This is a genomic window from Streptomyces sp. NPDC003300 (assembly GCF_040610915.1).
Taxonomy (GTDB): Bacteria; Actinomycetota; Actinomycetes; order Streptomycetales; family Streptomycetaceae; genus Actinacidiphila.
On record NZ_JBEXNE010000015.1, the window covers coordinates 136,533 to 157,966 of the forward strand.

Below are 21,434 nucleotides of genomic sequence, written 5' to 3' on the forward strand. Positions count from 1 at the left end.
CGCGCGGCCGGCCCTTCTCCCGCAGCCTCAGGAATACCGCCCCCAGGGCTGCGCGCCGCCACGGCCGAAGGCCGCGAGACGCCGGAGCGGGCGCCGCCCGAAGGCCCCAGCATCGCTGACGTGGACGAACCGGCCGTCGACTGCCGACAGCTAGAGTCAGGCGCCGCGCCGCGCCGCGCCGCGCCGCGCCGACCAGCCCTGCCCGCCCGACTGGCGCCGGGCCGCGGCCTACCAGAGGGAGTTTCTGACCTGCCCGTCGTGCAGGGTCACCACCTGCGTGCCCGGGGTGTGCATCCAGTCGAGGACAGCCTGGAACTCGGGCCACCGCGTGGAGGTGATCTTCCAGTGCTTGCTGATGTCGGCGCTGGTCCGGTAGCACTCGTTGAGGACGTACACCGTCCGACCCGTCAGCGCCGAGGCCGGGTCCAGCGGGTCGGCCCGCTCCGGACCCTTCGCAAGGCCATAGGCGACCAGGAAGGACTGATGAGTGCTCCTGACGAAGCGGGCATGGCTGTCCCACAGGCGGTCACCGACAGCGACGTTCTTGGCATCCGTGGTAACGGCGATGGTGAGCAGATGGTCCTGGGCTGTGCAGGGGTTCGGCGATGCGGTGTGCCGCGCCGCTGCCTGCGGAACCGCTGCGGCCGTACCGTAGCCCAGAGCAGCCACACCCCCCGCCGCCACAACCGCTCCTACGGCAGCGCACAGTGCAAGCCGCTTGCCACGCGTGAGTTGACTTGGCACAGGAACATCCCTTCGTGCGAACAGATCTCCGCGGGTCCCGGAAGCCGGCTCGAAAAGCGGGCCCGGCACCACGCACCCATCCCCAGTAGGCGGCTCCCCGCGTGCCCACGCCTGCCGGACCGGTCAAACAGGTGACTACGAATCCAGCCCCCGCCACAGAACTCGCGGACTTAAGGCGGCTGGGAAAGCTTCCAGTTCCCGACGGATGGCCTCTTCGTCGCGCAGAGCGAGCGTGACCGGAAGATCAGCAACGGAAGATCCCACGCCCCGGATGCCGCAAGGTGGTACCGGCTCGGATGTGGTAATGGGTCGAGCGCCCGAACCTGCGGCGAGTCAGGCGATGCACCTGCCCTGTCCCCCAGCGGAGCAGGGGGACAGGGTGTGGCCTGCGGATGGTCCGGCTGACGGGTGGTCGGGGGCGGTCTCGGGATGGCGGCTCGGGGACGTGGTGGAGGAGGGATGACAGGCGGAGGAAACGGAGGGAGCGCGTCGACCGTCATGACGCCTCCGGCAGCGGCCGGGAATTCCAGACCGACCGGGATGAACTGGCGATACGCGCGTACGGCTCAATGCCTGTTGCGTTCACGTTCTCCGTGTGACCGGGTATGAACGCGGTCGTTTATTGGCCGCCTGCCATCGCGGCTGATTGGAGATTACAGGTGGGTTTTCGTCGGTCTCTTGGCTACGGAGAGTCGCCTTGCCCGACTGACGGCTGGACCCTCGCCCGCCGCGGCCCAGGTGCGCGGGGTACCGGCTGGGCGCGGTAGCTTACCCGGGTGAGCCTCCTTGATGATGTGGCCGAGCGCGACGGCTGGCGGTGCTGGGTGTGCGACGAACCGGTCGACCCCGAGATGTCGGTGAACGACCCGCGGGGGCCCAGCGTGGACAGCCGGACCGCCGACCGGAAGGCCAAGGTCGCCGAGCGGCTGGCGCACCGCGGCTGCAACACCCGCAAGGGCGCGGTCGAGGTGGTCATCGCCTGGCCGGACCGCCTGTACGTGGTCGAACCCGCGCCGCTGATTACCGTTGCCGGAAGACTGGAGCGCAAGGGGGGCCGCGAGATGGTGGGCCGTTGTCCGACCCGGCGGGACGCCCAGGAGGCCGCGGATTGGCTGGTGGACCGGTTCTCCCGACTGGTTCCCGGGCTGCCGGTGACCGCCGAAATCGAGCCGGGCGGCGGCCAGTTCCTCGTCATCCTGGCCACCGGCCGCCGCTGACCGGGCAGTTCGCCAGCCCCCGCACGCGTCGCCCGCCTGCGCGCGAGGGGCCGGTCGGTGACCGCCTCCCCCGGCATCCTGTCCGCCGACCCTGTCAAAGCCCAGGTGGAATATCTGACACCGCCGGCACAGAAATACCAGCAGACCGACCGCAGCATTTCGTGCCTTTAGCGGCCAGTAATCGGAGATCCAGCATTACCGCTGGTGGCATGCTATGGTTTCCCCAGTTGCAGTTGTGGTTCCCAAAGACTTCAAGTGCCTTCACTGCTGTAAGCGGTGGAAGCACTTTTGTATTTCCGGTGCATTCCGGATGGGGCAACCTCGCGGCGACGCGGAGGCCGCACAGTGCGGGCTCCGGGCACTGCCCCGAAGGAGATATGACATGGCTACTGGCACCGTGAAGTGGTTCAACGCGGAAAAGGGTTTCGGCTTCATCGAGCAGGACGGTGGCGGCGCTGACGTGTTCGCTCACTACTCGAACATCTCCGCTTCCGGCTTCCGCGAGCTGCAGGAGGGCCAGAAGGTTTCGTTCGACGTCACGCAGGGCCAGAAGGGCCCGCAGGCCGAGAACATCGTTCCCGCCTGACGCTCACGCGTAGCAGTAGGCCGGGGCCCGCACCTTGGGGTGCGGGCCCCGGCCTACTTGGCTTCCCCCGCCGCCCCCGGCCGCCATGGCGGCCCGCGCGCCTTCCCGGCCGCCCGGAGGAGCACCTCTGCCGCAGCGGGGAAGTCCAGCCCCGGTCCGCCATCAACGTGTGAGTACCGCTGGTGCCCGCGGGAACGACCGGACAGCTCGTCGAGAGCTCCAGATGGCCCGCTTCGTACATTCACTTTCATCGGTTCGTTCCTGTGCTCCCTGTGCGGCTCGTCTGCCGCCGGGGATCCCTCGACGCACCGCATCGAGGAAGGTTCTCCGTGAACCGCACTGTTCGCTCCACCGACCGCTACTCCCGCACCCGCTCCCCGGGCTCCGGCTCCGGCTCCGGCCGTGGTGGATACCGCGGCGGCCAGGCCCCGAGCCGTTCCGGCGGCCCTTCCCGCTCCGGCGGCTACGGCGGTCGGCGGCCCTCGGCCCCGCTGGGCGAGTTCGCCCTGCCGGTCTCCGTCACTCCGGCCCTGCCGCCGGTGGAAACCTTCGCCGAGCTCGACCTGCCCGCCACTCTGCTGACGTCGCTGGCCACACAGGGAATGGCCGTGCCTTTCCCGATCCAGGCCGCGACACTGCCCAACTCCCTCGCGGGACGTGACGTGTTGGGCCGCGGGCGCACCGGCTCCGGCAAGACCCTCGCCTTCGGCCTGGCCCTGCTGGCCCGTATTGCGGGTCAGCGCGCCGAGTCCCGGCAACCGCTGGCCCTGGTGCTGGTTCCGACCCGCGAACTGGCCCAGCAGGTCACCGACGCTCTCACCCCGTACGCCCGCGCCCTGCGGCTGCGGATGACCACGGTCGTCGGCGGCATGTCCATCGGCCGGCAGATCAGCGCGCTGCGCGGCGGAGCGGAAGTCGTCGTGGCGACGCCCGGACGGCTCAAGGACCTCATCGACCGCGGCGCGTGCCAACTGGGCCAGGTCGGCGTCACCGTCCTGGACGAAGCGGACCAGATGGCCGACATGGGCTTCATGCCGCAGGTCACCGCGCTGCTCGACCAGGTGCGCCCCGACGGCCAGCGGATGCTGTTCTCCGCCACCCTGGACCGCAACATCGACCTGCTGGTGCGCCGCTACCTCAACGACCCGGTGGTCCACTCCGTCGACCCGTCAGCCGGCGCGGTCACCACCATGGAGCATCACGTTCTGCACGTGCAGAACACGGACAAGCACGCCACGACGACCGAGATCGCCGCGCGCGACGGCCGGGTGCTGATGTTCCTCGACACCAAGCACGCCGTCGACAAGCTCACCGAGCACCTGCTCAAGAGCGGTGTACGGGCGGCGGCGCTGCACGGCGGGAAGTCGCAGCCGCAGCGCACCCGTACCCTCGCGCAGTTCAAGACCGGGCACGTCACGGTGCTGGTGGCCACCAACGTGGCCGCCCGCGGCATCCACGTCGACGACCTCGACCTGGTGGTCAACGTCGACCCGCCCGCCGACCACAAGGACTACCTGCACCGCGGTGGACGCACCGCCCGCGCCGGTGAGTCCGGTCGCGTCGTCACCCTGGTCCTGCCTCACCAGCGCCGCGAGATGACCCGTCTGATGACCACCGCAGGCATCACCCCGCAGACCACCCAGATCCGGTCCGGGGAAGCCGAGTTGAACCGCATCACCGGAGCCCGCACGCCTTCCGGCGTGCCCGTCACCATCACCGAGCCAGTCGCCGACCGCACCAGGCGCAGCACGTCCGCCGCCTCCGCGCGCGGCCGGCGCAGCCGCCCCGCCGCGGCCCGGCGCTCCGCCCGTCCGACCACGGCCTCGACGGAGGCCCAGGGCCGCCGTACCGCACTCAGCCCGGCGGCCTGAACGCCGCCGGACCGCACTCACCAGGGCGAACCGGCTCCTGTCCCCATCCCCCCTCATCTCCGCGAGGTCCCATGCGCTGCATCATCGCCCACTTCCCCTTCGACCTCACCAAGAGCGGCGTGCAAGCGTCCATGAAGGGCATCAAACCCGAGGTCGTCACGGGCGAGTACGTGATCATCGGCCGACGCCACTACCCCGTGAAGCAAGTGGGAGAGGTGATCACCCGCCAGGACCGCCGCGACTTCAGCGCCGCCGAGATGACCCGCGCTCTCCTCAGCCTCGGCTACACCTGCCGCAACACCGCCACCCACGTCCCCGTCACCGCCTCCAGTCCACTCCGGACAGCCCAGTCACTGCTCGGCATCCCCGTGACAGCCTGACCCACGAGGAGAACCCACACTCGCGGCACACCGGCGGGCTCCTGGCTCCGAGCAGCAGGCGCCCGATCCCGCCTCGTCCCAAGCGCGGAGGTCACTCCTCGGCCCGCGCCAACCCGGCCAACGGCCGTGCCAGGCTTCCGATTCGAGCGGTCGCCGACCCATGCATGTCGCGGGCGGATGCTCAGCCCGCGGTCGCCGACCCTCGCATGTCGCGGGCGGACGCTCAGCCCTCTGCCCCACCAGCCGCCGGCGGGGCAGACGCCAGGGGCCTCTCGGGCGACGCCCGAGGAAGAGGGCTGCGGGCGGCCTCGCCGCAGATGCCCGCGTCCACCAGCCCGTGGGGCCGCGCCAGCCGCGTGATTGACGACTGGTTCTTCCTTTTCACCGGTGCACGGACAAGAAAATTCCACAAAGATGCGGAGTTCGCGAATCTGTTGCCGCACGCCGAGCGAGCAGGAGTTACAGAATGGCCACAGGTACTGTGAAATGGTTCAATTCAGCTAAAGGATACGGATTCATCGAGCAGTCGGGCGACGGTGAAGACGTCTTCGCGCACTACTCCAATCTCGTCAACGACGCTCTTCCTGGGCTGACCGAAGGCCAGAGGGTCCACTTCGACATCGGGCAGAACCCAAGGGGTCTGTACGCGGAGAACATCACCTGCGACTGACGCCGGGCCACTCCCGGCCCGTCCCAGTCGGCTCGCTGTCCGGTGGCTCCGTAGCGTGGACACGGCGGTCTTCCCGGTCCGGACCCCTCCGCGATCCGACGGTCGCGGCCCGCCCCCCTACACACGGCTCGTCGAGCCGGGCGCCTGTACCGGAAAAGACCCGCGGCTCTCGTGAGAAGTGCCGATCTTTCTCCGTACGCTTGGTCAAGCACCCGAGCACAGCGGGCCCCTCGCGGTCGATCACCTTCTCTCCTGGCAGGCCCAAGGATTGGCCGTCGCCGGCACACCACAAAAGCGGATTCGACCACCCGCGTGCAGCGAGCCACGCATCCCCGGCTTCGGCCCGGCGACCACCCGCTCCACGACGCCCCCGCGGCGGGGGCCGGAAAGGACCGGTGGCCGGGCCCGCTGGCGGAAGGTGCACCAGCGGTGTCCGGGACGATGTCGGGTGGCGTGTCGGCACCAGACCGGGAATCACGCTCAGGAGCCGGCGGCTGAACGTCTTCGGCGATCATGTACACATATGAGGAGCACTTCCGCGAGCCGCAGAGGCTCCCTCGTGTCAGGGAGACCGGTCAGACGTCGGCCCGGTCGCCGGGTTGGGAATGGCGTAGTTGTTCGTTGATGCGCTGCGCTTCCTCGAGCTGGTCTTCGAGGATCACGATGCGGCAGGCCGCCTCCACCGGGGTGCCTCGGTCGACGAGTTCCCGGGCGCGTGCGGCGATGCGCAACTGGTAGCGGGAGTAGCGCCGGTGGCCGCCCGCGGAACGCAGCGGGGTGATCAGGCGGGCTTCGCCGATCGCGCGGAGGAAGCCCTGGGTGGTGCCGAGTATCTCGGCGGCCCGGCCCATGGTGTACGCGGGGTAGTCGTCGTCATCGAGACGCCCGTTCGTGTCGCCTGCTGTCATCGCACCTCTCTGCGGAACGCGTGGAGGGGCCCCGGTGCCATACCGGCACCGGGGCCCCGAAGGAACTGCTACACCATCTGCCGACCTGCTATTGCGTCGGCCTACTGTGTCCGCACCGCCACCAAAGGGTGAGCGGCAGGTGCGGGGATCGCGGTTGCTTGACCGGAGACCACCTCACTATCGATGTCCTGCGGTACCCGGACTCAACACTCCGCCCGGGCGATCCCGATGGCGCTCAACTCCTCCGTTCTTCCCTCTGGATCAACTGCCTGCCAAACGTGAACTGCACACTTCTCGTACTGCTGATGGCCTCTACCAGCACCACTCTTCGACAGCCAGCCCCGTCGCCCGTCCTGCGTCTTCTCTGGCTTGGAACCCCACTGCCGAACCTCCCGGTGCGCGCGCCCGCAGCCGACGCCTTCACCGAGGTACTGCTCACTGACTTCGCTGCTGGTTACCGCACACTGCACTTACCGCTGCTACCGCTGCGGTCCTTCTCACGGCGGCCCCTGATCACTGCGGGCCGCCCGGTCCGGTCGTCAGTCCCATCGCCCGTCTGGCAACATCCCTGGCTTTGGAACTCCACCACCGTACCGACCTGCGTCATGTGCGTACTGCCTCCCGGCAGTTCGTCTCTGCCGGGCCCTCTGTCTCTCTGGGTACAAGAGAAACCGTACCCACGCCACCACCAAATGTCTACTCCGGCCATCACAGATTTTCAGTCACCGGGGGCCGAGGTAACCTGCCACCAACTCCGACGCCGGCCTCTTTGCTAGCCCCCACCGGGGACGGATCACCACCACCGTCCTGCGCGACGCCACCCACTGGGACGACATCGTCCAGACCCTCGGCTACGAACACCCGCGCCGACACGACCTGAGACACACCGGCCCGACCTGGACGCCGGACGCCGGAGTCCCCCTGCACGTCCTCCGGTTGATCGCCGTCCACGGCTCCCCGCAGACCACCCAGCGCCGCCTCCGACGCCTCATCACATGGAAACCGCTGCCGACAACCCGAAGGGCCCGCTGGCCTGGCTAAATGCCAGTCCAGCGGGCCCTTCGTGCACCGTCGGGACGACAGGATTTGAACCTGCGACCCCTTGACCCCCAGTCGCGAAGGCCAAGGGAATTTCCCCGCCATTCGGGACCAATCCCCCGCGCATTACGCCTAGTTATGCGTCCATCGCTCACTACCGCGCACCGCGTGTGGTCCCCGGTTGGTCCCCTGCCGTAACGGACGAGACGGTCGCCCGAGCCCGCACTGCGGCCGAGTGCCTGTTCGAAGCCGGTGATCAGGCTCAGGGTCTGACGGCACTTGCGGGCAACCGCAAAAAGGTCCTGGGCGCATACGGATGGTGGCGCCACGACTGGTCGGGCTGCTGCAGCAGCTGGCCGACGAACCATGGTCCGTCCCCCGAGCCCTGTTCGCTCAGACCACTCCAGGTCCACCACTGCTGTTCGCGGGTCTGGTCCCGGGGAAGCCGATTTCGACGCACTCCATGACACAGAAGCTGAACCGGCACAGAATCTCGTGCCGCGCGGCCCGCACCTCCGCCCTCGCCACCAACCTCCCCAGCCCCATCCTCGCCGACCTGACCGGCACGCACCGCCACACCGCGATCCACTGGGTCGCCTACGTCAGACGCGACTGGACCGAGTACGTGGCGGCACGAGCCGAGGACGAGGGCCACAAGCGGGAGAAGAAGCCATCCACCAATTGCAGGTAACCCATATCGTCGTGTCATGAGCGAGGCGATCCGGGCACACGGCCTCTACTACCCCTTCTTCCGGATACGTGATGACGGTTGGCTGAAGGTGACGCCCTTGTACTGGCCCAAGATTGTACGTTTAGTCCCTGCGAGCGATGACCTCGCAGCCTATACGGCCCGCCCGTCTTCCAACCCTGCGGTGCCGACGCACGCACTCACACGAAATGTCGCCCACACCATGCGGGTGCTCACGGAGGAACTCGGTGTCGTCGAACGGGTTCCTCCCCGCATGGTCCGGCTGGGTGTGCGGCGTCGACCGAACAGGTGCCTCAACACGACCCCTCACCTGTCAAGACAGGTGAGGCGGGGTGCCAGCCGGGGCGGCGACCGCGGCACGGCGTCGCGCGCGCAGCGGCAGTGGAACGGCTCAAAACCCTGAGCGTCGTCCGCAGCGGGAGGGGAGCCAGCGCGTGGCCGTTCGGCTGGGAAGCAGTCCCGTACGCCCCCAGGCGGTTTTCCCGGCTCTCTCGGCTTCGGTGCCCGCGCGGGTCGGCGGCCTGACGCCCGCCGAGGGATTCGAAGTCCGCGGCCAGGAACCGGAAATCGGACCTGCTCCCGACCACGTGTGCCGCCGCCTGGGCATGCAGGAAGGAGAGCAGGCCGCTGTCCGGCGATGGACCTATTTCGTCAACGACACCGTGATCCGCACGGTGGACACGACGGCACCGCTGCGGCTTGTCCGGGGCAGCGCCTGGATGCAGGACGACCGTACGCCAGAGAATCTGACCGAGACGCTCGCCGGCCCCGGCCACACCGTGTCGAGTGTCGTCGACGAACTCCGTCCACGGCTGACGCAGCCGGTGGAGGCCACCCGTCGGGGGCCTGAGCGGCGACGACTCGCTCCTCGCGATCGAGATCATCTCCACCGCCTACACGAATACGGGCCAGGCAGTCCAGGTCACCGTGACTACCCTGCCAGCACATCTCAACGTCACCGTCTACGAGCGGGGGCGGATGCGCCGGGCACCTGCGGGTGACCGTCCGCCGTACCCGGCCTGCATACGCCGGATCCCGGCGGGACGCACTCCTCGACGGGTACCGGCGGCCACAGCTCGCACGCACTCTGCCCGCGCGCAGGCCCTTGCCCCGAACCGCCCCAACTGCGGAAACCTGGGCAACCGGAAACGGCCCTCATCTGACAGAATTTCCGCCCCGGCCCAAAGGAATGACCGAGTCGACGGGGAGGTGCGGTCCTCCCTGGAGGAGCACGCGAATCAGGAAGGAAAACTCCCGTTGCCCCAGCTTGCGTCAGCCAGGGCGCCCAGGGCGTCATCACCCGTTGCTGATATGCCCGCATTCATGATCGACCATTCAAACTCCCTCAACCGCGACGATGCCGTCACGGTCGCCGCCCCGGGGGACTCAGGAAGACAACTGACCCTCCGTCACCGACGTAGCGTCCGGCGTCGCTGGTGTCAACAACGCCGACCATGGGGCGTTCCAGCGCGGGGAGTCGGCGTACGGCGGCGTGCGAGGCGCCCAGAAGACGCTTCCCCGGTCTCATACAAAAAGACGCATCGGTAGGCCATATGTCTAACGCGAGCGCATTTCAGACAGTAGCTGATTCTCCGAGATTAACCCGTTTCGGGGTGATCTTGAGTGCCGCTCTATTTGCACTGGTCGGATGCACGAGCGCCCACCCCCACGGCTCCATGGAGAATCGGAACCCGCAGCGGGCGGCAGGCGCAGGAGACGAAGCGGGAAGAGAGCGTCCCGGCCATCCGAAGCTGAGTGTTCCCTCGGCTGCACCCAGAAGGAATGGCTCATTCCGCTATCAGTCATATGATTCCCCACCCTCTGATGCTGCGGTGCCGCACAGGTATGAAATCGACGTCGACACAGGAAAGGCCTGGGAGGTCAGCGGCCCATGGCGTGTCCCCGTGCCAGCGGACACGGTCCCGGCCGACACGATGTCACCGCCCCGCCCGAGCTGCCCTCCCCCGTCGCCCCCCGCAGCCCCACCGCCGTGCGCCCGACGGTGAAGGGCGGTTCGGGGGATTCTTGCGACACCGGGCGCGCAGCTCCGCTGTGCCGTCTTGTGAAGCCAGCCGTGTCAGCGCCGGGTGATGGCAAGCCCCTGCGCTGGGACAACCCGCACGAGGTGCCGGATCACCGACGGAGCTGGCCGTGCACGCCCAGCGGGCAGAAAAACGAGGTCTGCGGCGGCTGCCGACGCTGTGCTGTGCTCCTGGCACCGCGAACTGGCCGATCAGTTCGTGCGCGTGGGCGATGGTCGGGGTGGTGTACCAGGCCGGGCGGCGGCCGTGCGGGGTGAACGGCGGCGGCAGACGCGGGTCAATGTCGATGCCGGTCGACCAGTCAGGAGTCGGGCACCGGGCTGACACACACGTGCCGGTCGCGGTGGCGCTCAGCGGCGACAGCTGCATCGCTGGAAGCGTCAGAGCCGGAAAGAGGAGAAGCCCGGCGGGAACCGGTGATCGTGGTCCAGGTTCTCGCGTATACGGGTCACTTCGGCGGCGGTCAGCCGCCGCTGCCCTCCGTTCGTGAACAAGTGCCACTGCCAGTCGGCTTCGTGCCAGCTGTACGCGACCACCGGGTCCAGCGGCTCCGCTTCCAGCTCTGCGGCCTCCTCCTCAGTGAGCGGCGGAAGCCCCCAGGCCAGGCCGGCCCAGCCGAAGCGGTAGGGCGGCTCGCCCGCGGGCTGGCGTGCCAGCTTCGCGTACGGCCGCCCGGCCTCGGCGGCACTGTGCCGCGGTGCCAGCACCGGTTCGAGGCCGATGACGATCAGCCCGCTGTCCGGGTCGCCGTCGTCGAAGGTGACCTCTTCCAGCGGCCAGGGCCACCACCGGGGCATGGGCCCGACCATGGCGCCGTCGTCGTAACGCGCCTGCCACCGGCGGAGCCGGTCGAAGAACGCGGCGTCCTCGTCCTCACCGAGGGCACTCTCACCCGTGTTCTCGCTCATGACCCCAGTAGAACCCACCCCACTGACATCGGCCGACGGCCTATCCACATGTGCAGCCTGTCCGGCGCGGCCATCGTCTACGAGCAGTCACCCCGAGGTGATCATCACGGTCGGCACCAGGTTCTACTCGTTCGACGGCCGGACACTGGAGGTCTTCGGCGGTGACCCAGTCCGCTTCTACATACGGAACATGTACGTACACGTCACCCGCATCCGAGACCTGTTGCCCGGACGTCGCCGATCGAACTTCCCTACGTTGTGGCACGGGTCCGGGCCAGCCCTTCGTACGGTTGGCCCGCCCAGGGGTGTCGGGTGTGGCTTCAAACTTCTGCCGCTTGTGGCTGCCATCGACTGGCCACACGACACCCCACGACGGCTCGGCTGCCAATTAGGAGATGCGCACGGTCGCTCCGTAGGGAATCGACAGCGAGGTCTTCCGTGGTACGTCCGCACAGCCCGACGCACGGAGGAACCGCGTGGCCGCCGGCTGCTGTCTCGACGGGTCGCCAAGGATGAGCCGGAGCTGCTCCATCTCCCCGCCGACATCCTGGACTTGGGCGACGAGGTGACGCGGGGCATCGACCTCGCCGACGGCGGGGCTGCCCTGGTGATCGCGGTGCTCCTCAACCACGGCCAGCGCGCCTTCTGCATCTCCGGACGGGCCATCAACCGTGCCTCCGAGGGCTACCGCGGCGAGGACAAGACTGATACCAAGGACGCGGCGGTGACCGCAGACCAGACCCGCATCCGCCGGAACCTGCAGGTCCTGCGGACCGGCGACGAGACCGCTACCGACCTCAAGCTCCTCACAGCCCACCACTCGGACCTGGTCGGCGACCGCACCCGCACCGTCAACCGCCTCCACATCCACCTGACCGGCATCTTTCCCGCGCTGGACCGGGTCCTGGACCTCATTGACGCCGGGCCGTTGATGCTTCTGACCGGCTATCAGACCCCGGCCGCCCTGCGTCGCCTGGGCACGAAACCGCTGGCGAGCTGGTTGCGGAATCGCGGCGTTCGTGGTGCCGGCCAGATCGTGGAGGCGGCGCTGGAGGCCGCCTCAGGCAAGCGCACCAGCGTCCCGGGCGAGAAGACCGCAGCCCGGATGGTCCATACCCTGACCGCCCAGGTCATAGCCCTCAACCTGCAGGTCGCCGAGATGGACAAGCTCATCGCGGCCCGGTTCCGTGATCACCGCGGTGCCAAGATCCTCGCCAGCCTGACGGGCCTGGGCCCCATCCTCGGAGCCGAGTTCCTGGCCGCCACGGTCGGCGACATGGCCGCCTTTGCCAGCCCGGACCGCCTCGCTGACTTCGGCGGAGTCGCGCCCGCGCCCCGCGACTCCGGCAAGATCAGCGGCGACCTCCATCGCCCGCAACGCGACAACCGCAAGCTCCAACGGGTCTTCCACACCTCCGCGTTGATCAGCATCCGCCGCTGCGAGGAATCCCGGCGCTTCCACGACCGCAAGCGCGCCGAGGGCAAGCGCCACACCCAGGCCGTCCTCGCCCTCGCCCGGCGACGGGTCAACGTCATCTGGACTCTCCTGCGCGACCAACACTGCCATCAGCCAACCCGGGCTGGGACGCCGGAGTTGGCTACGACGCGCTGAGCCTGCGGCGCGGTAAGTCACCAACCCCACATACTTCTTGGACGCGCCCGCACGGCTTCGATCTACGGCATGCCCTCTGCCATCTCGAATCCGGACATCTCATCCCAAGGGATGGCGTTCCAGAGGCGGATCAATGCCACCCAGATGCGGTTGACGAGCGGCCAGTCAGGAGTGTCCCCGGTGAAAGTGATCGTTGCGAGCATGTCGCAGCCCCAGATGCCCTGTTCGTTTTCCGGTGATGCAGCGATCACCGACTCCGCGATCCAATCCGCTCATACGTGGACCTCAAGTGCTAGCGAGTCAGCCGCGCGATGTCCGGCGAGTCCCCTGGTCGCCAGCGAGCACACGGCAACCTCGTCCCATAGGGACCAGACCGTTGTGTCAAGAGAAGATCACCAACAGGCAGGATTCGTCCAGGAGGCGGCTGATCGCTGCCTGCCCGCTCTCCTCGCCTGATCGACAGAAGAACGTGAGTTGGTATGCCACGTTCGGATCCCTCCTCCCCAACGACTCGTCCCGATCATGATAGAGGCCGTCACTCCATGCCTCTGGGGGTTAGGCGACGGCGCTCGCGAGGGCCAGCGGGGCTTGACATACGGCATGAGGAATCGGTGACACACGCTAAGTTCCATCGCGCAGGGCACTCGCAGCGAAGGTTGAGCAATTTCACCGAACTGTCCCGTCTCAAGCGATCTGGCCCTAGTACGGCAGCTGTAGATCGTGATCTTGTCCTTCGAGTGGCCCTCTATCCTGCCGACCCGCCTGCTGAGTCCTCTGCGCCGTCGACGACCGAACGAACGCACCTCATCCAGTCCTCCCAGGCAGCGGGGTCTGTCGTTCCGCCGTCCGCCTCGATGCCGATGTCGCCCAGGAGCGTGAGAAGGTCGTCCCCGGCGCGGTTCGCGAACTGCCACACGAACCGCGACATGGCGACGAAGGCCTCGCGCTCGTTCAACTCGTAGCGACTCATCAGGGCTTTCCAACCTCGGGCGGAGCCCGGTAGTCCAGGGCCGAGGGTCGTGATCTGCCTGCCTGGGCAACAGCGCGGCCACCGAAGATCATCGTGGTTTGTGAAGACAACGAAGGATCAAGCAGTGGCCGCAGGTCACAGCGTAGACGTTGAACGATGGCAGGTGATGTTCGAGGGCCTGATGGCCCGCGTCGCAGGTCGGTTCGCCCGGGTGGAACCCCGCCGCCGCGCCCGCTCGCTGGTGCTGGGGCTGCTGTCGGATCTGCCGCGCAAGAATTGCTGGACGATCGCGGAGCATGCCGGAGACACCACCCCCCACGGGATGCAGCACCTACTGGGCCGTGCCAAGTGGGACGCCGATGCGGTCCGCGACGACATCCGCACCTACGTGGTGGACCACCTGCGCGACGAAGAGGCGGTCCTCGTCGTCGACGAGACCGGCGACTTGAAGAAGGGCATCGCGACGGTGGGCGTCCAGCGCCAATACACCGGCACCGCGGGCAGAATAGAGAACGCGCAGGTAGCGGTCTACCTCGTTTACTCCGCGCGGGCCGGACACGCCGCCATCGAGCGGGAGCTGTATGTCCCGCGTTCCTGGACCGAGGACCGCCAGCGGTGCCGGGCGGCCGGCATACCCGCCGCTGTGGGCTTCGCCACCAAGCCCGCTCTGGCCGCACAGATGATCGCCCGCGCCCTGGACTCCGGCGTCGCGGCGCGATGGGTGGCAGGTGACGAGGTCTACGGCGGCAATCCGACCCTTCGCACCGCACTGGAACGCCGCGAGGTCGGCTACGTCCTCACGGTCGCCTGCGACCACCAGATCGCCACGAGGGGAGGAAGACTGCGGGCGTCCGCGCTGGTCAAGAAGATGCCCAAGCGGGCCTGGCAGAAGCTCTCCGCCGGGACCGGCGCGAAGGGCCACCGCTTCTACGACTGGGCCGTGGTCCACATCGCCGATCACCGCCCCGGACACCACCAACTCCTGGTCCGCCGAAACCGGCGCACTCGCGAACTCGCCTTCTACCGCTGCTATTCGCCCATCGCCGTGCCACTGTCCACACTCGTACGGGTAGCCGGGCGCAGGTGGACGGTCGAGGAGACCTTCCAGACGGGAAAGGAACTGACCGGATTGGACGAACACCAGGTCCGCCGGTGGACGTCCTGGCACCGCTGGGTCACCCTCGCGATGCTCGCGCACGCCTTCCTCGCCGTCGTCACCGCAGACGAACGCACTCACCGGCCCGCACCAGACGGGCTGATCCCATTGAGCAGCAACGAGATCGCGCATCTGTTCAACAGACTGATCGCACGGCCCGCCCACGCTGCAGCGCACCGCCTCCGCTGGTCCCACTGGCGACGACGCCACCAAGCTCGCGCCCGCGACAGCCACTACCTGAGACAAGCAGCAGCTCAACCATGATCACGATCTACAGCTGCCGTACTAGTCTCAGCTGATCTGGTCCGTGGACGGGGAAGCTGTGTCAGCTGTATCCCGCAACTCGTGCCAGGGATCCGCGCCTGATGCGTTGTCCGTGGTGAATGCGATGATCGAGGTTGGCAGCGTGAGCACGCTGGTTTCACGACTCGGGGACGGCTCGTATGGACAGGTGGCAGGAGCTTTCGGTACTGGTGGAGGAGCGGCTGAAGGCGGCGTCGACCGGCGAGCGTGGCGTGTTCACTGCTGGCGTTGCGGAACGGCTCATGAGCTGGCACGAGGCCCTGCCCGATGACGAGCAGGCGCCGTTCACCATGGGCCTTCGCCCCTGTTGAACTCGGTATGGGACGGCGTCCTCGGTGACACGACGGCCTTCTCGGCGGTGAAGCGCGGTGTCGCCGAGTCCATGCTCAGTGAGTACTGCCACAACGACGGGCAGGACGGCCCCGATGACGCGGACGAGGCGGCCGCAACTGCGACGTTGGATGCCGCGCACGCCTATCTGTTCGGCTGCTACGACCTCGCCAACTGGACCAGCCGCCGGGCGGTGGACGCCATTGACCAACACCTGGAGTACCCCGCCGAACAGGAAGAAGGCGAACTCGTCCCTGATACGGACGAAGCGCTGGCTTCCGAGTTGCAGCGGCAGCTGCGGGATCTCGACCTCATTGCGAACTACTCGAAGGAGCTTCGCCACTCCACCACGGGACTGCCCATCGACACCTCGATCCGACTCCGCGTGGAGCTTCGAACTCCTCTCTCTAGCCGGGCATGAGCGCCGCAGCAGACCTCGCAGCGCCGCAGCCCCTGCATCAGGCCGGCCGCCAGCAAGGAGGTCGCGAGCCGCCCGCCGCAAGGAAGTGCAGCAGACTCGGAAGTACCAACTGTCTGGTTTCCTGCGGTGCGGCAGAGTGAACCTGTCAGGTGAGATCTGCGCGTCTACCCTGGTCGGGAACCCAGTGACCCAAAGGACGCCGCATGGCGCCTACTCGTGCAACTCGTCCAACAGTCGCGGTCTCGCCCGGCGGATGGACAAGGTGGATGAAGCCATCATCGAACTCGTCCTGAAGGTGCTCTCGGAGCAGTACGCGGCCAAGAGGCCGGAGATTCGGATCTGGCACGAACAGGGCACTCTCGACTCTTTGTTGGAGCGGAAGCGCCTTCTCAAAGAGGCGTACAACGCTGGGACGATCCAGCCGGCTGACTTCTTCCAGATGCTTCCCGACCTGGAGGGGCAGATTCAGGAGTCGGAGAGCGACCGGGCCGCGTTCCTGGGCGAACAGGAAGCGCGGAACTTCCTAGCGGTTTCACACGCGAGCGTTGGGAGCAGTTCGACCTGCGACAGGTAATTTTTCGCGGCGCCGCTGAACGAGGCCGGTCCACCAGACCCTCCAGCCGGCCGGCGACGAACCGGCACCGCCATTTACGCACCGTCTCCCGAGAGACACCCAGGTCATCCGCAACCTGCGCGTTCAAGCAGCCCTCCGCACACGCCAACACGATCCTCAACCGCAACACCAGCGCCTGAGAGGCGGTCTGCTTGCGCAACCAGCCCCGCAACACACGGCGTTCGTGAGCAGACAAGTCCAACGGCAACGGCTTAGGACCAGGCACCGACCTAGCCTACAACCGCAAGTGAACTACCGACTCAGGACACTAGATCGCGTGACCGAAACTGTCGCCCACCCTGCACGACACCCGAGCCGGTCGTACGATATCGACACATTCCGAAGAAAGCAGACTATAGCCCCGGCTCCACTTGATGGCGCTTCCGATACGACTCGACAGGCGTGCGACCAGAGCCTCAGCTTGATGTCATGCGATCGGTCGGCGTAAGCGTCGAGATGCCCCTGACTAGGGTGACGTTCCCTTGCAAGGGAACGTCACCCTAGCTGGATTTCACTGCTCTTCTACTAACGCTTTCCCGCGACCAAGGCGTAGATAGCGGCGGCGAGACTGAGAACACCGACCCACATGAAAAGGGTGCGGTTGACAAACTTGAGAGTTTTTCCTGCCGCCTCGCCACTATGCCGAGTGGCCGCCTTGGCAGGTCCATTTGTAGCGAAAAGAGCCAAGGCGATGAAGATTAGCCCAAGTGCGGTCGCAAATATGACGAATCCGATCATCGCCAAATCTCCTCTCTATGTGAATTCGACCTCTTGCCGTTTAGCCGAATTCCCTATTGACAAAATCCTCGCCAGCGTAGGAGGCAAATCCTTCGGCAACGAGACAGCCAGTTCCCACTGCAAGTCCGCCCACGCCGGTTGTTACTCCGAATCCCACTGCGATCGATGCGCAGGTCGCACCTGTCATGGCACCCGCGGCTTCTCCGGCCAGTGAGGCGACGGCACCCACGTAGTTGCCACTGCGGATGTTTGTACCGATTTCGTACACGGTCTTGATCTTGTCCAGACCATCGACGAGATCGCCCAGAACATTCTTTCCGGTGGGATCGGTGTTGTTGATGGGGTCGTCGCCTGCGTAGGCGTAGCGGTTGCCCTGGGCGGGGTCGGCGAGGAACGAAAGTGCGTCCTGGCTGGTGAAGCGGCCGGTGGTGGGGTTGTACCAGCGTTGGCCGTATTTGATCCAGCCGGTGGTGCGGTCGTAGGTGCCGCCGACGAAGCGGTAGGGGTTCTGGGCTGCCGCGGAGCCGGTGGCGGTGGTGGTCTGGTAGGCGCCGTAGGGGTCGTACTGGTAGACGGTGGAGGTGACCGTGGACTGGTTGATGAATTCCACGGGGCTGCCGAAGCCGTCGATGATGTAGTACGCCTCGGTGCCGGTGGTGGTGCGCAGGACCAGGGGCTGGCCGGTGGTGGGGTCGTGGTCGATGTAGGCGGTGCCGGCGTCGAGTGTGACCTGTTCGATGACGGGCTGGCCGTTGCCGTCGGGGCGGCCGTAGACGTAGTCGATGTTGTCGCCGGTGTCGGTGGTCTGGTGGGTCAGCTCGGTCTGGCTGGTGCCGGCGTAGGTGTAGGTGCCGGTCCCGGCCGGTGTGGTGGCCGCGGTCATCTGTCCGGCACCGTTGTACGTGACCGAGGACAGTGACGGGGTTTTCGTGAGGTTCCCGGCGGCGTCGTAGGTGTAGCCGCTGGTGGTGATCTGGTTGGCGGCGTTGTGGGCGAGGGTGATCGCGCCGGTGGCGGTGGTGCGGTTGCCGCGTGCGTCGTAGCCGTAGCTGTACGTGGTCCCACCCCCCGAAGTCGCCACTGACGTCAGCCGGTTGCCCGGGTCGTATCCGTAGGTCGTCGTTTTCCCCGTCAGGTTGTCCTTAGACCACTGCAGGAGGCTGCGGTCGTCGGTGGTGGCGGCGGAGCAGGTGGCGCCGGGTGTGCCGCCTGCGGTGCGGCAGTAGGTGACGTCGAACTGGCGGGTGGGTGAGGTGGCGGGGCCCTGGTCGGCCCAGACTCGGGAGGGGCGGCCGGAGGCGTCGTAGTCCTGGTGGACGTGGGCTTTGTAGAGGGTGTGGTTGTTGTCGGTGCCGTACCAGGTGTCGGTGCGGCGGCCGTGGTCGTCGTAGGCGAAGCGGATCTTGGTGGAGGCCGGCGCTGCGGTGATGAGCTGGGTGAGGAGGTTTGCGTCGTCGTAGGTGTAGGTGGCGGTGCCGCGGGCGTCGGTGAGGGTGACGAGGTTGCCTGACTTGTCGTATCCGTAGGTGAGGGTGCCGCCGCCGGAGGTGGCGGTGCGGGTGGCGAGGTGGCCGAGGTCGTCGTAGGTGTAGGTGGTGGTGCCGGTGGCGTCGGTGCGGGTCCGGACGCGGCCGAAGCTGTCGTAGGTGTACCCGACGGCGTGAGTGCTGTCGGAGTAGGTGACCGAGGTGATGCGGTCCGCGTCGTCGTAGCCGTAGGTGGTGGTGATGTTCCGGCCGTCCTTGGCCGTGGCCAGGCGTCCGTACTTGTCGTAGCTGAAGGTCTGCCCGCCCAGGGAGCCGCCGGTCACCGGGGTGACGGAGGTGGCCTGGTGGGTGGCGGAGTCATAGCCGTAGGTGGCGCTGGTGCTGTTGCCCGGGTCGGTGGAGGTGGCGACGGTGCCGTCGCTGTTGTAGGTCACCTTGGCGACCGCGGCGTTGGCGTCAGTGGTCTGGTCGCGCTGCCCGGCACCGGAGTAGTGGTAGGAGCTGCTGTTCGACTGCGCGTCGGTGGACGCCGAGGGCAGGTACTTCGTCCCGGCAGCGGTGTTGCCGTACAGAGCTGACTGCGACGAGCCGGTGGGGGAGGTCGTCTTGGTCAGCGACTCGCCGCCGTTGGCGTTGTACTCGTTCGACGAGGTCGAGGCTCCGCTGCCGGACCCGACGGTGCTGGTGGAGGTGTCGAAGTTCGCGGTGTACGTCTTGGAGCGGACGTTGCCGTCGGCGTCGGTGGCCTTGGTGACGTGCGCGGTGTTGTCCGAGGTGAGGTCGTAGGTGGTGTGCGGCACCGTAGCGACCGACTGGGCCTGGTTGGTGTTCGGCGCCGCCAGCAGGGTTTGCGTGGCCGTCGGGTAGGACAGCCGGGTGATGGAGTCGCCGGGGGAGCCGGTGGCGGTGTTGTGCTGGGTGACGGAGGTGACCCCGCGGGCGCCGTAGGTGAAGTTGGTGATGCCGCCGCCGGGGTTGGTGATCGACGTCAGTTGGTGGGCGGTGTAGCCGAAGGACGTGGTGCGGTTGAGGGTGTCCTTGACCGAGGCCAGGTCGCCGCTGCTGTTGACGGTGTAGGTGACGGTGCGGACCGAGCCGTCGGAGGCGGTCTGCTTCAGCGTCGTCACATGGCCCGAGGCATTGGCATAGACGCCGGTGCGCTGGCTGGTGGTGCCGCGGGTGGCCACGATCGAGGCCGGCAGGCTGCCGCTGTAGCCGAGTGTGGTGGTGTTGCCGTTGCGGTCGGTGATCTTGGTGAGTTTTCCGGCGGAGTCGAAGGTCTGCTTGGTCTGGCTGGCGTGGTCGGTCAGCGTGTAGGTGCCGTCGCTGTTCTTGACCAGGTCCGCCTTGAACCCGCCCGGCGCGGTGAAGCTGCTGCCGCTGGACACGAACAGGCCCGTTACACCGGCCTGGCCGCGGTAGGTCACCGATCCTTCCTCATGCACCGTCAGCGAGACGTCGTACGGGGTCAGCAACCACCCGTACCCCGCGGCGGCCGAGGTCGAGGTGAACCCGGATCCCACCGACTCGCTGTTGTACGACGCGCCGAGACCGACATCGCCGTTGATCCCGGGCAGCGTCAGATCGCTGGTGGACACCAGAAGGTTCCCCGAGCCCACGTCGACCTGCGCCGAGACATGGTCGCCGGCGGAGAACGACAGCCGCGTCGCACCCGGCCGTGCACCCGCGCCCAGCATCGGCGAGACATGCGTGTCCTGAAGCGTCGTCAACGCCGAGCAGGTGCCGCTTTGGCAGGCCTGCACCTGCCAGTCGAACTCCGTACCGATCGGCATAGACGTCGGCAGCGTCAGCCGGGCGACCGAGCCCGAAGCGACCGTCACCGTACCGCCGTTGACCAGATCCCACGCCCCGTACGCGGCATACGTCCCCGCGAAGAATTTCGCCGTGACCTGCCCGCCCGACGGGCTCGACACCTTCGCCGTCAGCACCGGCTTCACACTGTCCACCAGCGCAACAGCCTGCGTCGGAACGTCCGGCGCGGCAGCCACCGCCGGCGCACCCGCCGCGATGACCACCCCCGTGGTCACCACACCAACAACCGCTCCCCAGCGGCCGAGTATGCGTTTCCGCACGTGTAGCCCACCCCCATCACAGTCCGTGCCGCACCAGTCGGCGGGCACGCCTGAAACATCCTGGAGGGGCCCGGCAGTGGAACGTTGTTCTCCGGCAAACGAATGCGATGCGTGACAGTGATGGCATTCGGTCACCTCAAGATCTTTCGCGCGATGCACCGCGGTTTCGACAGAGCAATGGTGCTCCAATCCAACACGTCGCAGCGCTAATTGGCGTGTCGACCGAGGATTCGACCGCGTCATCGCCCAGGGTGACGTTCTTCACGGCATAAGCCCACTCAATCCGGGAATCGCACGCAATTGCGATTCTCTTAAGGTTCTGTGCACAGGAGTGGGCTAGTTCAAGAAGAACGCGCCCGAGTGGTACGAGGAGATGCACGAGCGTCAGCGCAAGGCCCATTCTTCACGCCGCATCCGAGTCCAGCACGGCATCGGCCATATGAAGAACTGGAGATCCCTCGCCCGCCACCACGGCCGCCGCGAAGACATGAGCGACATCATCCAAGCCGTCGCCGCACTGCTCTCCCACCAGCAGGCCGCCACGTCGGCGATCAGCACGCAAAGGTGAGCACAACCGCCGACCCACGGTCCTCGACGCGCCACCGCCAACCATGCACGAGCTCGTAAGGGTTGTCCCG

The 21,434-nt window shown here is 67.2% G+C and carries 18 protein-coding genes and 2 pseudogenes; 12 read left to right on the forward strand and 8 right to left on the reverse strand.

The window, feature by feature from the left end; genetic code table 11:
• Nucleotides 1-228 precede the first annotated feature (228 nt).
• Nucleotides 229-669: a hypothetical protein gene (locus ABZX65_RS22430; protein ID WP_355342713.1), complete on the reverse strand. Its 441-nt coding sequence runs from the start codon at nucleotides 667-669 to the stop codon at nucleotides 229-231.
• 851 nt (nucleotides 670-1,520) lie between these two features.
• Here ABZX65_RS22430 and ABZX65_RS22435 point away from each other — a divergent pair.
• From ABZX65_RS22435 to ABZX65_RS22455, 5 genes are all read left to right on the forward strand, one after another.
• On the forward strand, nucleotides 1,521-1,961 hold the full coding sequence (locus ABZX65_RS22435) for a hypothetical protein (RefSeq protein ID WP_355342716.1): 441 nt from the start codon (nucleotides 1,521-1,523) through the stop codon (nucleotides 1,959-1,961).
• Nucleotides 1,962-2,343: 382 nt separating this feature from the next.
• Nucleotides 2,344-2,547: a cold-shock protein gene (locus ABZX65_RS22440; protein WP_311297653.1), complete on the forward strand. Its 204-nt coding sequence runs from the start codon at nucleotides 2,344-2,346 to the stop codon at nucleotides 2,545-2,547.
• Nucleotides 2,548-2,876: 329 nt separating this feature from the next.
• Nucleotides 2,877-4,418: a DEAD/DEAH box helicase gene (locus ABZX65_RS22445; RefSeq protein ID WP_355342720.1), complete on the forward strand. Its 1,542-nt coding sequence runs from the start codon at nucleotides 2,877-2,879 to the stop codon at nucleotides 4,416-4,418.
• Nucleotides 4,419-4,489: 71 nt separating this feature from the next.
• Complete coding sequence (locus ABZX65_RS22450; RefSeq protein WP_355342723.1) at nucleotides 4,490-4,798, forward strand: SCO5918 family protein; 309 nt, start codon at nucleotides 4,490-4,492, stop codon at nucleotides 4,796-4,798.
• A 466-nt stretch (nucleotides 4,799-5,264) separates the two neighbouring features.
• The gene (locus ABZX65_RS22455) at nucleotides 5,265-5,468 is read left to right on the forward strand and encodes a cold-shock protein (protein ID WP_355342726.1); all 204 of its coding nucleotides are present in this window, start codon (nucleotides 5,265-5,267) and stop codon (nucleotides 5,466-5,468) included.
• 575 nt (nucleotides 5,469-6,043) lie between these two features.
• Here the strand turns inward: ABZX65_RS22455 and ABZX65_RS22460 are convergent.
• A complete protein-coding gene (locus tag ABZX65_RS22460; RefSeq protein WP_355342729.1) occupies nucleotides 6,044-6,376 on the reverse strand; it encodes a MerR family transcriptional regulator in 333 nt (110 codons plus the stop codon).
• Nucleotides 6,377-7,877: 1,501 nt separating this feature from the next.
• Between ABZX65_RS22460 and ABZX65_RS22465 the strand changes: the two genes are divergently transcribed.
• Complete coding sequence (locus ABZX65_RS22465; protein WP_355342732.1) at nucleotides 7,878-8,105, forward strand: hypothetical protein; 228 nt, start codon at nucleotides 7,878-7,880, stop codon at nucleotides 8,103-8,105.
• Nucleotides 8,106-10,545: 2,440 nt separating this feature from the next.
• Here the strand turns inward: ABZX65_RS22465 and ABZX65_RS22470 are convergent.
• Entirely contained in the window at nucleotides 10,546-11,073 is a 528-nt protein-coding gene (locus ABZX65_RS22470) for a hypothetical protein (protein ID WP_355342735.1), read from the reverse strand.
• Between the two features lie 478 nt (nucleotides 11,074-11,551).
• Here ABZX65_RS22470 and ABZX65_RS22475 point away from each other — a divergent pair.
• Nucleotides 11,552-12,685 (forward strand): annotated as a pseudogene (locus ABZX65_RS22475) (IS110 family transposase); the annotation flags it as partial.
• A gap of 62 nt (nucleotides 12,686-12,747) precedes the next feature.
• Here ABZX65_RS22475 and ABZX65_RS22480 read toward each other — a convergent pair.
• Both ABZX65_RS22480 and ABZX65_RS22485 read right to left on the reverse strand, forming a co-directional pair.
• Nucleotides 12,748-12,936 carry a hypothetical protein gene (locus ABZX65_RS22480; protein ID WP_355342738.1) on the reverse strand — a complete coding sequence of 63 codons (189 nt, stop codon included), beginning with the start codon at nucleotides 12,934-12,936 and terminating at the stop codon, nucleotides 12,748-12,750.
• 494 nt (nucleotides 12,937-13,430) lie between these two features.
• Nucleotides 13,431-13,655: a hypothetical protein gene (locus ABZX65_RS22485; RefSeq protein WP_355342741.1), complete on the reverse strand. Its 225-nt coding sequence runs from the start codon at nucleotides 13,653-13,655 to the stop codon at nucleotides 13,431-13,433.
• Nucleotides 13,656-13,836: 181 nt separating this feature from the next.
• Between ABZX65_RS22485 and ABZX65_RS22490 the strand changes: the two genes are divergently transcribed.
• The 4 genes from ABZX65_RS22490 to ABZX65_RS22505 all read left to right on the forward strand — a co-directional run bounded on the left by ABZX65_RS22490 (nucleotide 13,837) and on the right by ABZX65_RS22505 (nucleotide 16,439).
• Nucleotides 13,837-15,075 carry an IS701 family transposase gene (locus ABZX65_RS22490; protein WP_355342867.1) on the forward strand — a complete coding sequence of 413 codons (1,239 nt, stop codon included), beginning with the start codon at nucleotides 13,837-13,839 and terminating at the stop codon, nucleotides 15,073-15,075.
• Nucleotides 15,076-15,254: 179 nt separating this feature from the next.
• On the forward strand, nucleotides 15,255-15,425 hold the full coding sequence (locus ABZX65_RS22495; RefSeq protein WP_355342744.1) for a hypothetical protein: 171 nt from the start codon (nucleotides 15,255-15,257) through the stop codon (nucleotides 15,423-15,425).
• Entirely contained in the window at nucleotides 15,422-15,865 is a 444-nt protein-coding gene (locus tag ABZX65_RS22500) for a hypothetical protein (protein ID WP_355342747.1), read from the forward strand. The genes ABZX65_RS22495 and ABZX65_RS22500 overlap by 4 nt, the downstream gene beginning before the upstream one ends.
• A gap of 262 nt (nucleotides 15,866-16,127) precedes the next feature.
• On the forward strand, nucleotides 16,128-16,439 hold the full coding sequence (locus ABZX65_RS22505; protein ID WP_355342891.1) for a hypothetical protein: 312 nt from the start codon (nucleotides 16,128-16,130) through the stop codon (nucleotides 16,437-16,439).
• A gap of 49 nt (nucleotides 16,440-16,488) precedes the next feature.
• Here ABZX65_RS22505 and ABZX65_RS22510 read toward each other — a convergent pair.
• From ABZX65_RS22510 to ABZX65_RS22520, 3 genes and pseudogenes are all read right to left on the reverse strand, one after another.
• Nucleotides 16,489-16,704 (reverse strand): annotated as a pseudogene (locus tag ABZX65_RS22510) (helix-turn-helix domain-containing protein); the annotation flags it as partial.
• Nucleotides 16,705-17,003: 299 nt separating this feature from the next.
• The gene (locus ABZX65_RS22515) at nucleotides 17,004-17,216 is read right to left on the reverse strand and encodes a hypothetical protein (RefSeq protein WP_355342750.1); all 213 of its coding nucleotides are present in this window, start codon (nucleotides 17,214-17,216) and stop codon (nucleotides 17,004-17,006) included.
• 40 nt (nucleotides 17,217-17,256) lie between these two features.
• A complete protein-coding gene (locus ABZX65_RS22520) occupies nucleotides 17,257-20,670 on the reverse strand; it encodes an RHS repeat-associated core domain-containing protein (RefSeq protein ID WP_355342753.1) in 3,414 nt (1,137 codons plus the stop codon).
• 499 nt (nucleotides 20,671-21,169) lie between these two features.
• Here ABZX65_RS22520 and ABZX65_RS22525 point away from each other — a divergent pair, with 499 nt between their 5' ends.
• Nucleotides 21,170-21,364 carry a hypothetical protein gene (locus tag ABZX65_RS22525; protein WP_355342756.1) on the forward strand — a complete coding sequence of 65 codons (195 nt, stop codon included), beginning with the start codon at nucleotides 21,170-21,172 and terminating at the stop codon, nucleotides 21,362-21,364.
• Nucleotides 21,365-21,434: the final 70 nt, after the last annotated feature.

Bases quoted from the DNA above. Each gene is read 5' to 3' on its own strand.
- ABZX65_RS22440 (WP_311297653.1), top strand. From the start codon at position 2,344: ATGGCTACTGGCACCGTGAAGTGGTTCAACGCGGAAAAGGGTTTCGGC.
- ABZX65_RS22450 (WP_355342723.1), top strand. From the start codon at position 4,490: ATGCGCTGCATCATCGCCCACTTCCCCTTCGACCTCACCAAGAGCGGC.
- ABZX65_RS22455 (WP_355342726.1), top strand. From the start codon at position 5,265: ATGGCCACAGGTACTGTGAAATGGTTCAATTCAGCTAAAGGATACGGA.
- ABZX65_RS22460 (WP_355342729.1), bottom strand. From the start codon at position 6,376: ATGACAGCAGGCGACACGAACGGGCGTCTCGATGACGACGACTACCCC.
- ABZX65_RS22465 (WP_355342732.1), top strand. From the start codon at position 7,878: ATGACACAGAAGCTGAACCGGCACAGAATCTCGTGCCGCGCGGCCCGC.
- ABZX65_RS22470 (WP_355342735.1), bottom strand. From the start codon at position 11,073: ATGAGCGAGAACACGGGTGAGAGTGCCCTCGGTGAGGACGAGGACGCC.
- ABZX65_RS22485 (WP_355342741.1), bottom strand. From the start codon at position 13,655: ATGAGTCGCTACGAGTTGAACGAGCGCGAGGCCTTCGTCGCCATGTCG.
- ABZX65_RS22490 (WP_355342867.1), top strand. From the start codon at position 13,837: ATGGCCCGCGTCGCAGGTCGGTTCGCCCGGGTGGAACCCCGCCGCCGC.
- ABZX65_RS22495 (WP_355342744.1), top strand. From the start codon at position 15,255: ATGGACAGGTGGCAGGAGCTTTCGGTACTGGTGGAGGAGCGGCTGAAG.
- ABZX65_RS22515 (WP_355342750.1), bottom strand. From the start codon at position 17,216: ATGATCGGATTCGTCATATTTGCGACCGCACTTGGGCTAATCTTCATC.
- ABZX65_RS22525 (WP_355342756.1), top strand. From the start codon at position 21,170: ATGCACGAGCGTCAGCGCAAGGCCCATTCTTCACGCCGCATCCGAGTC.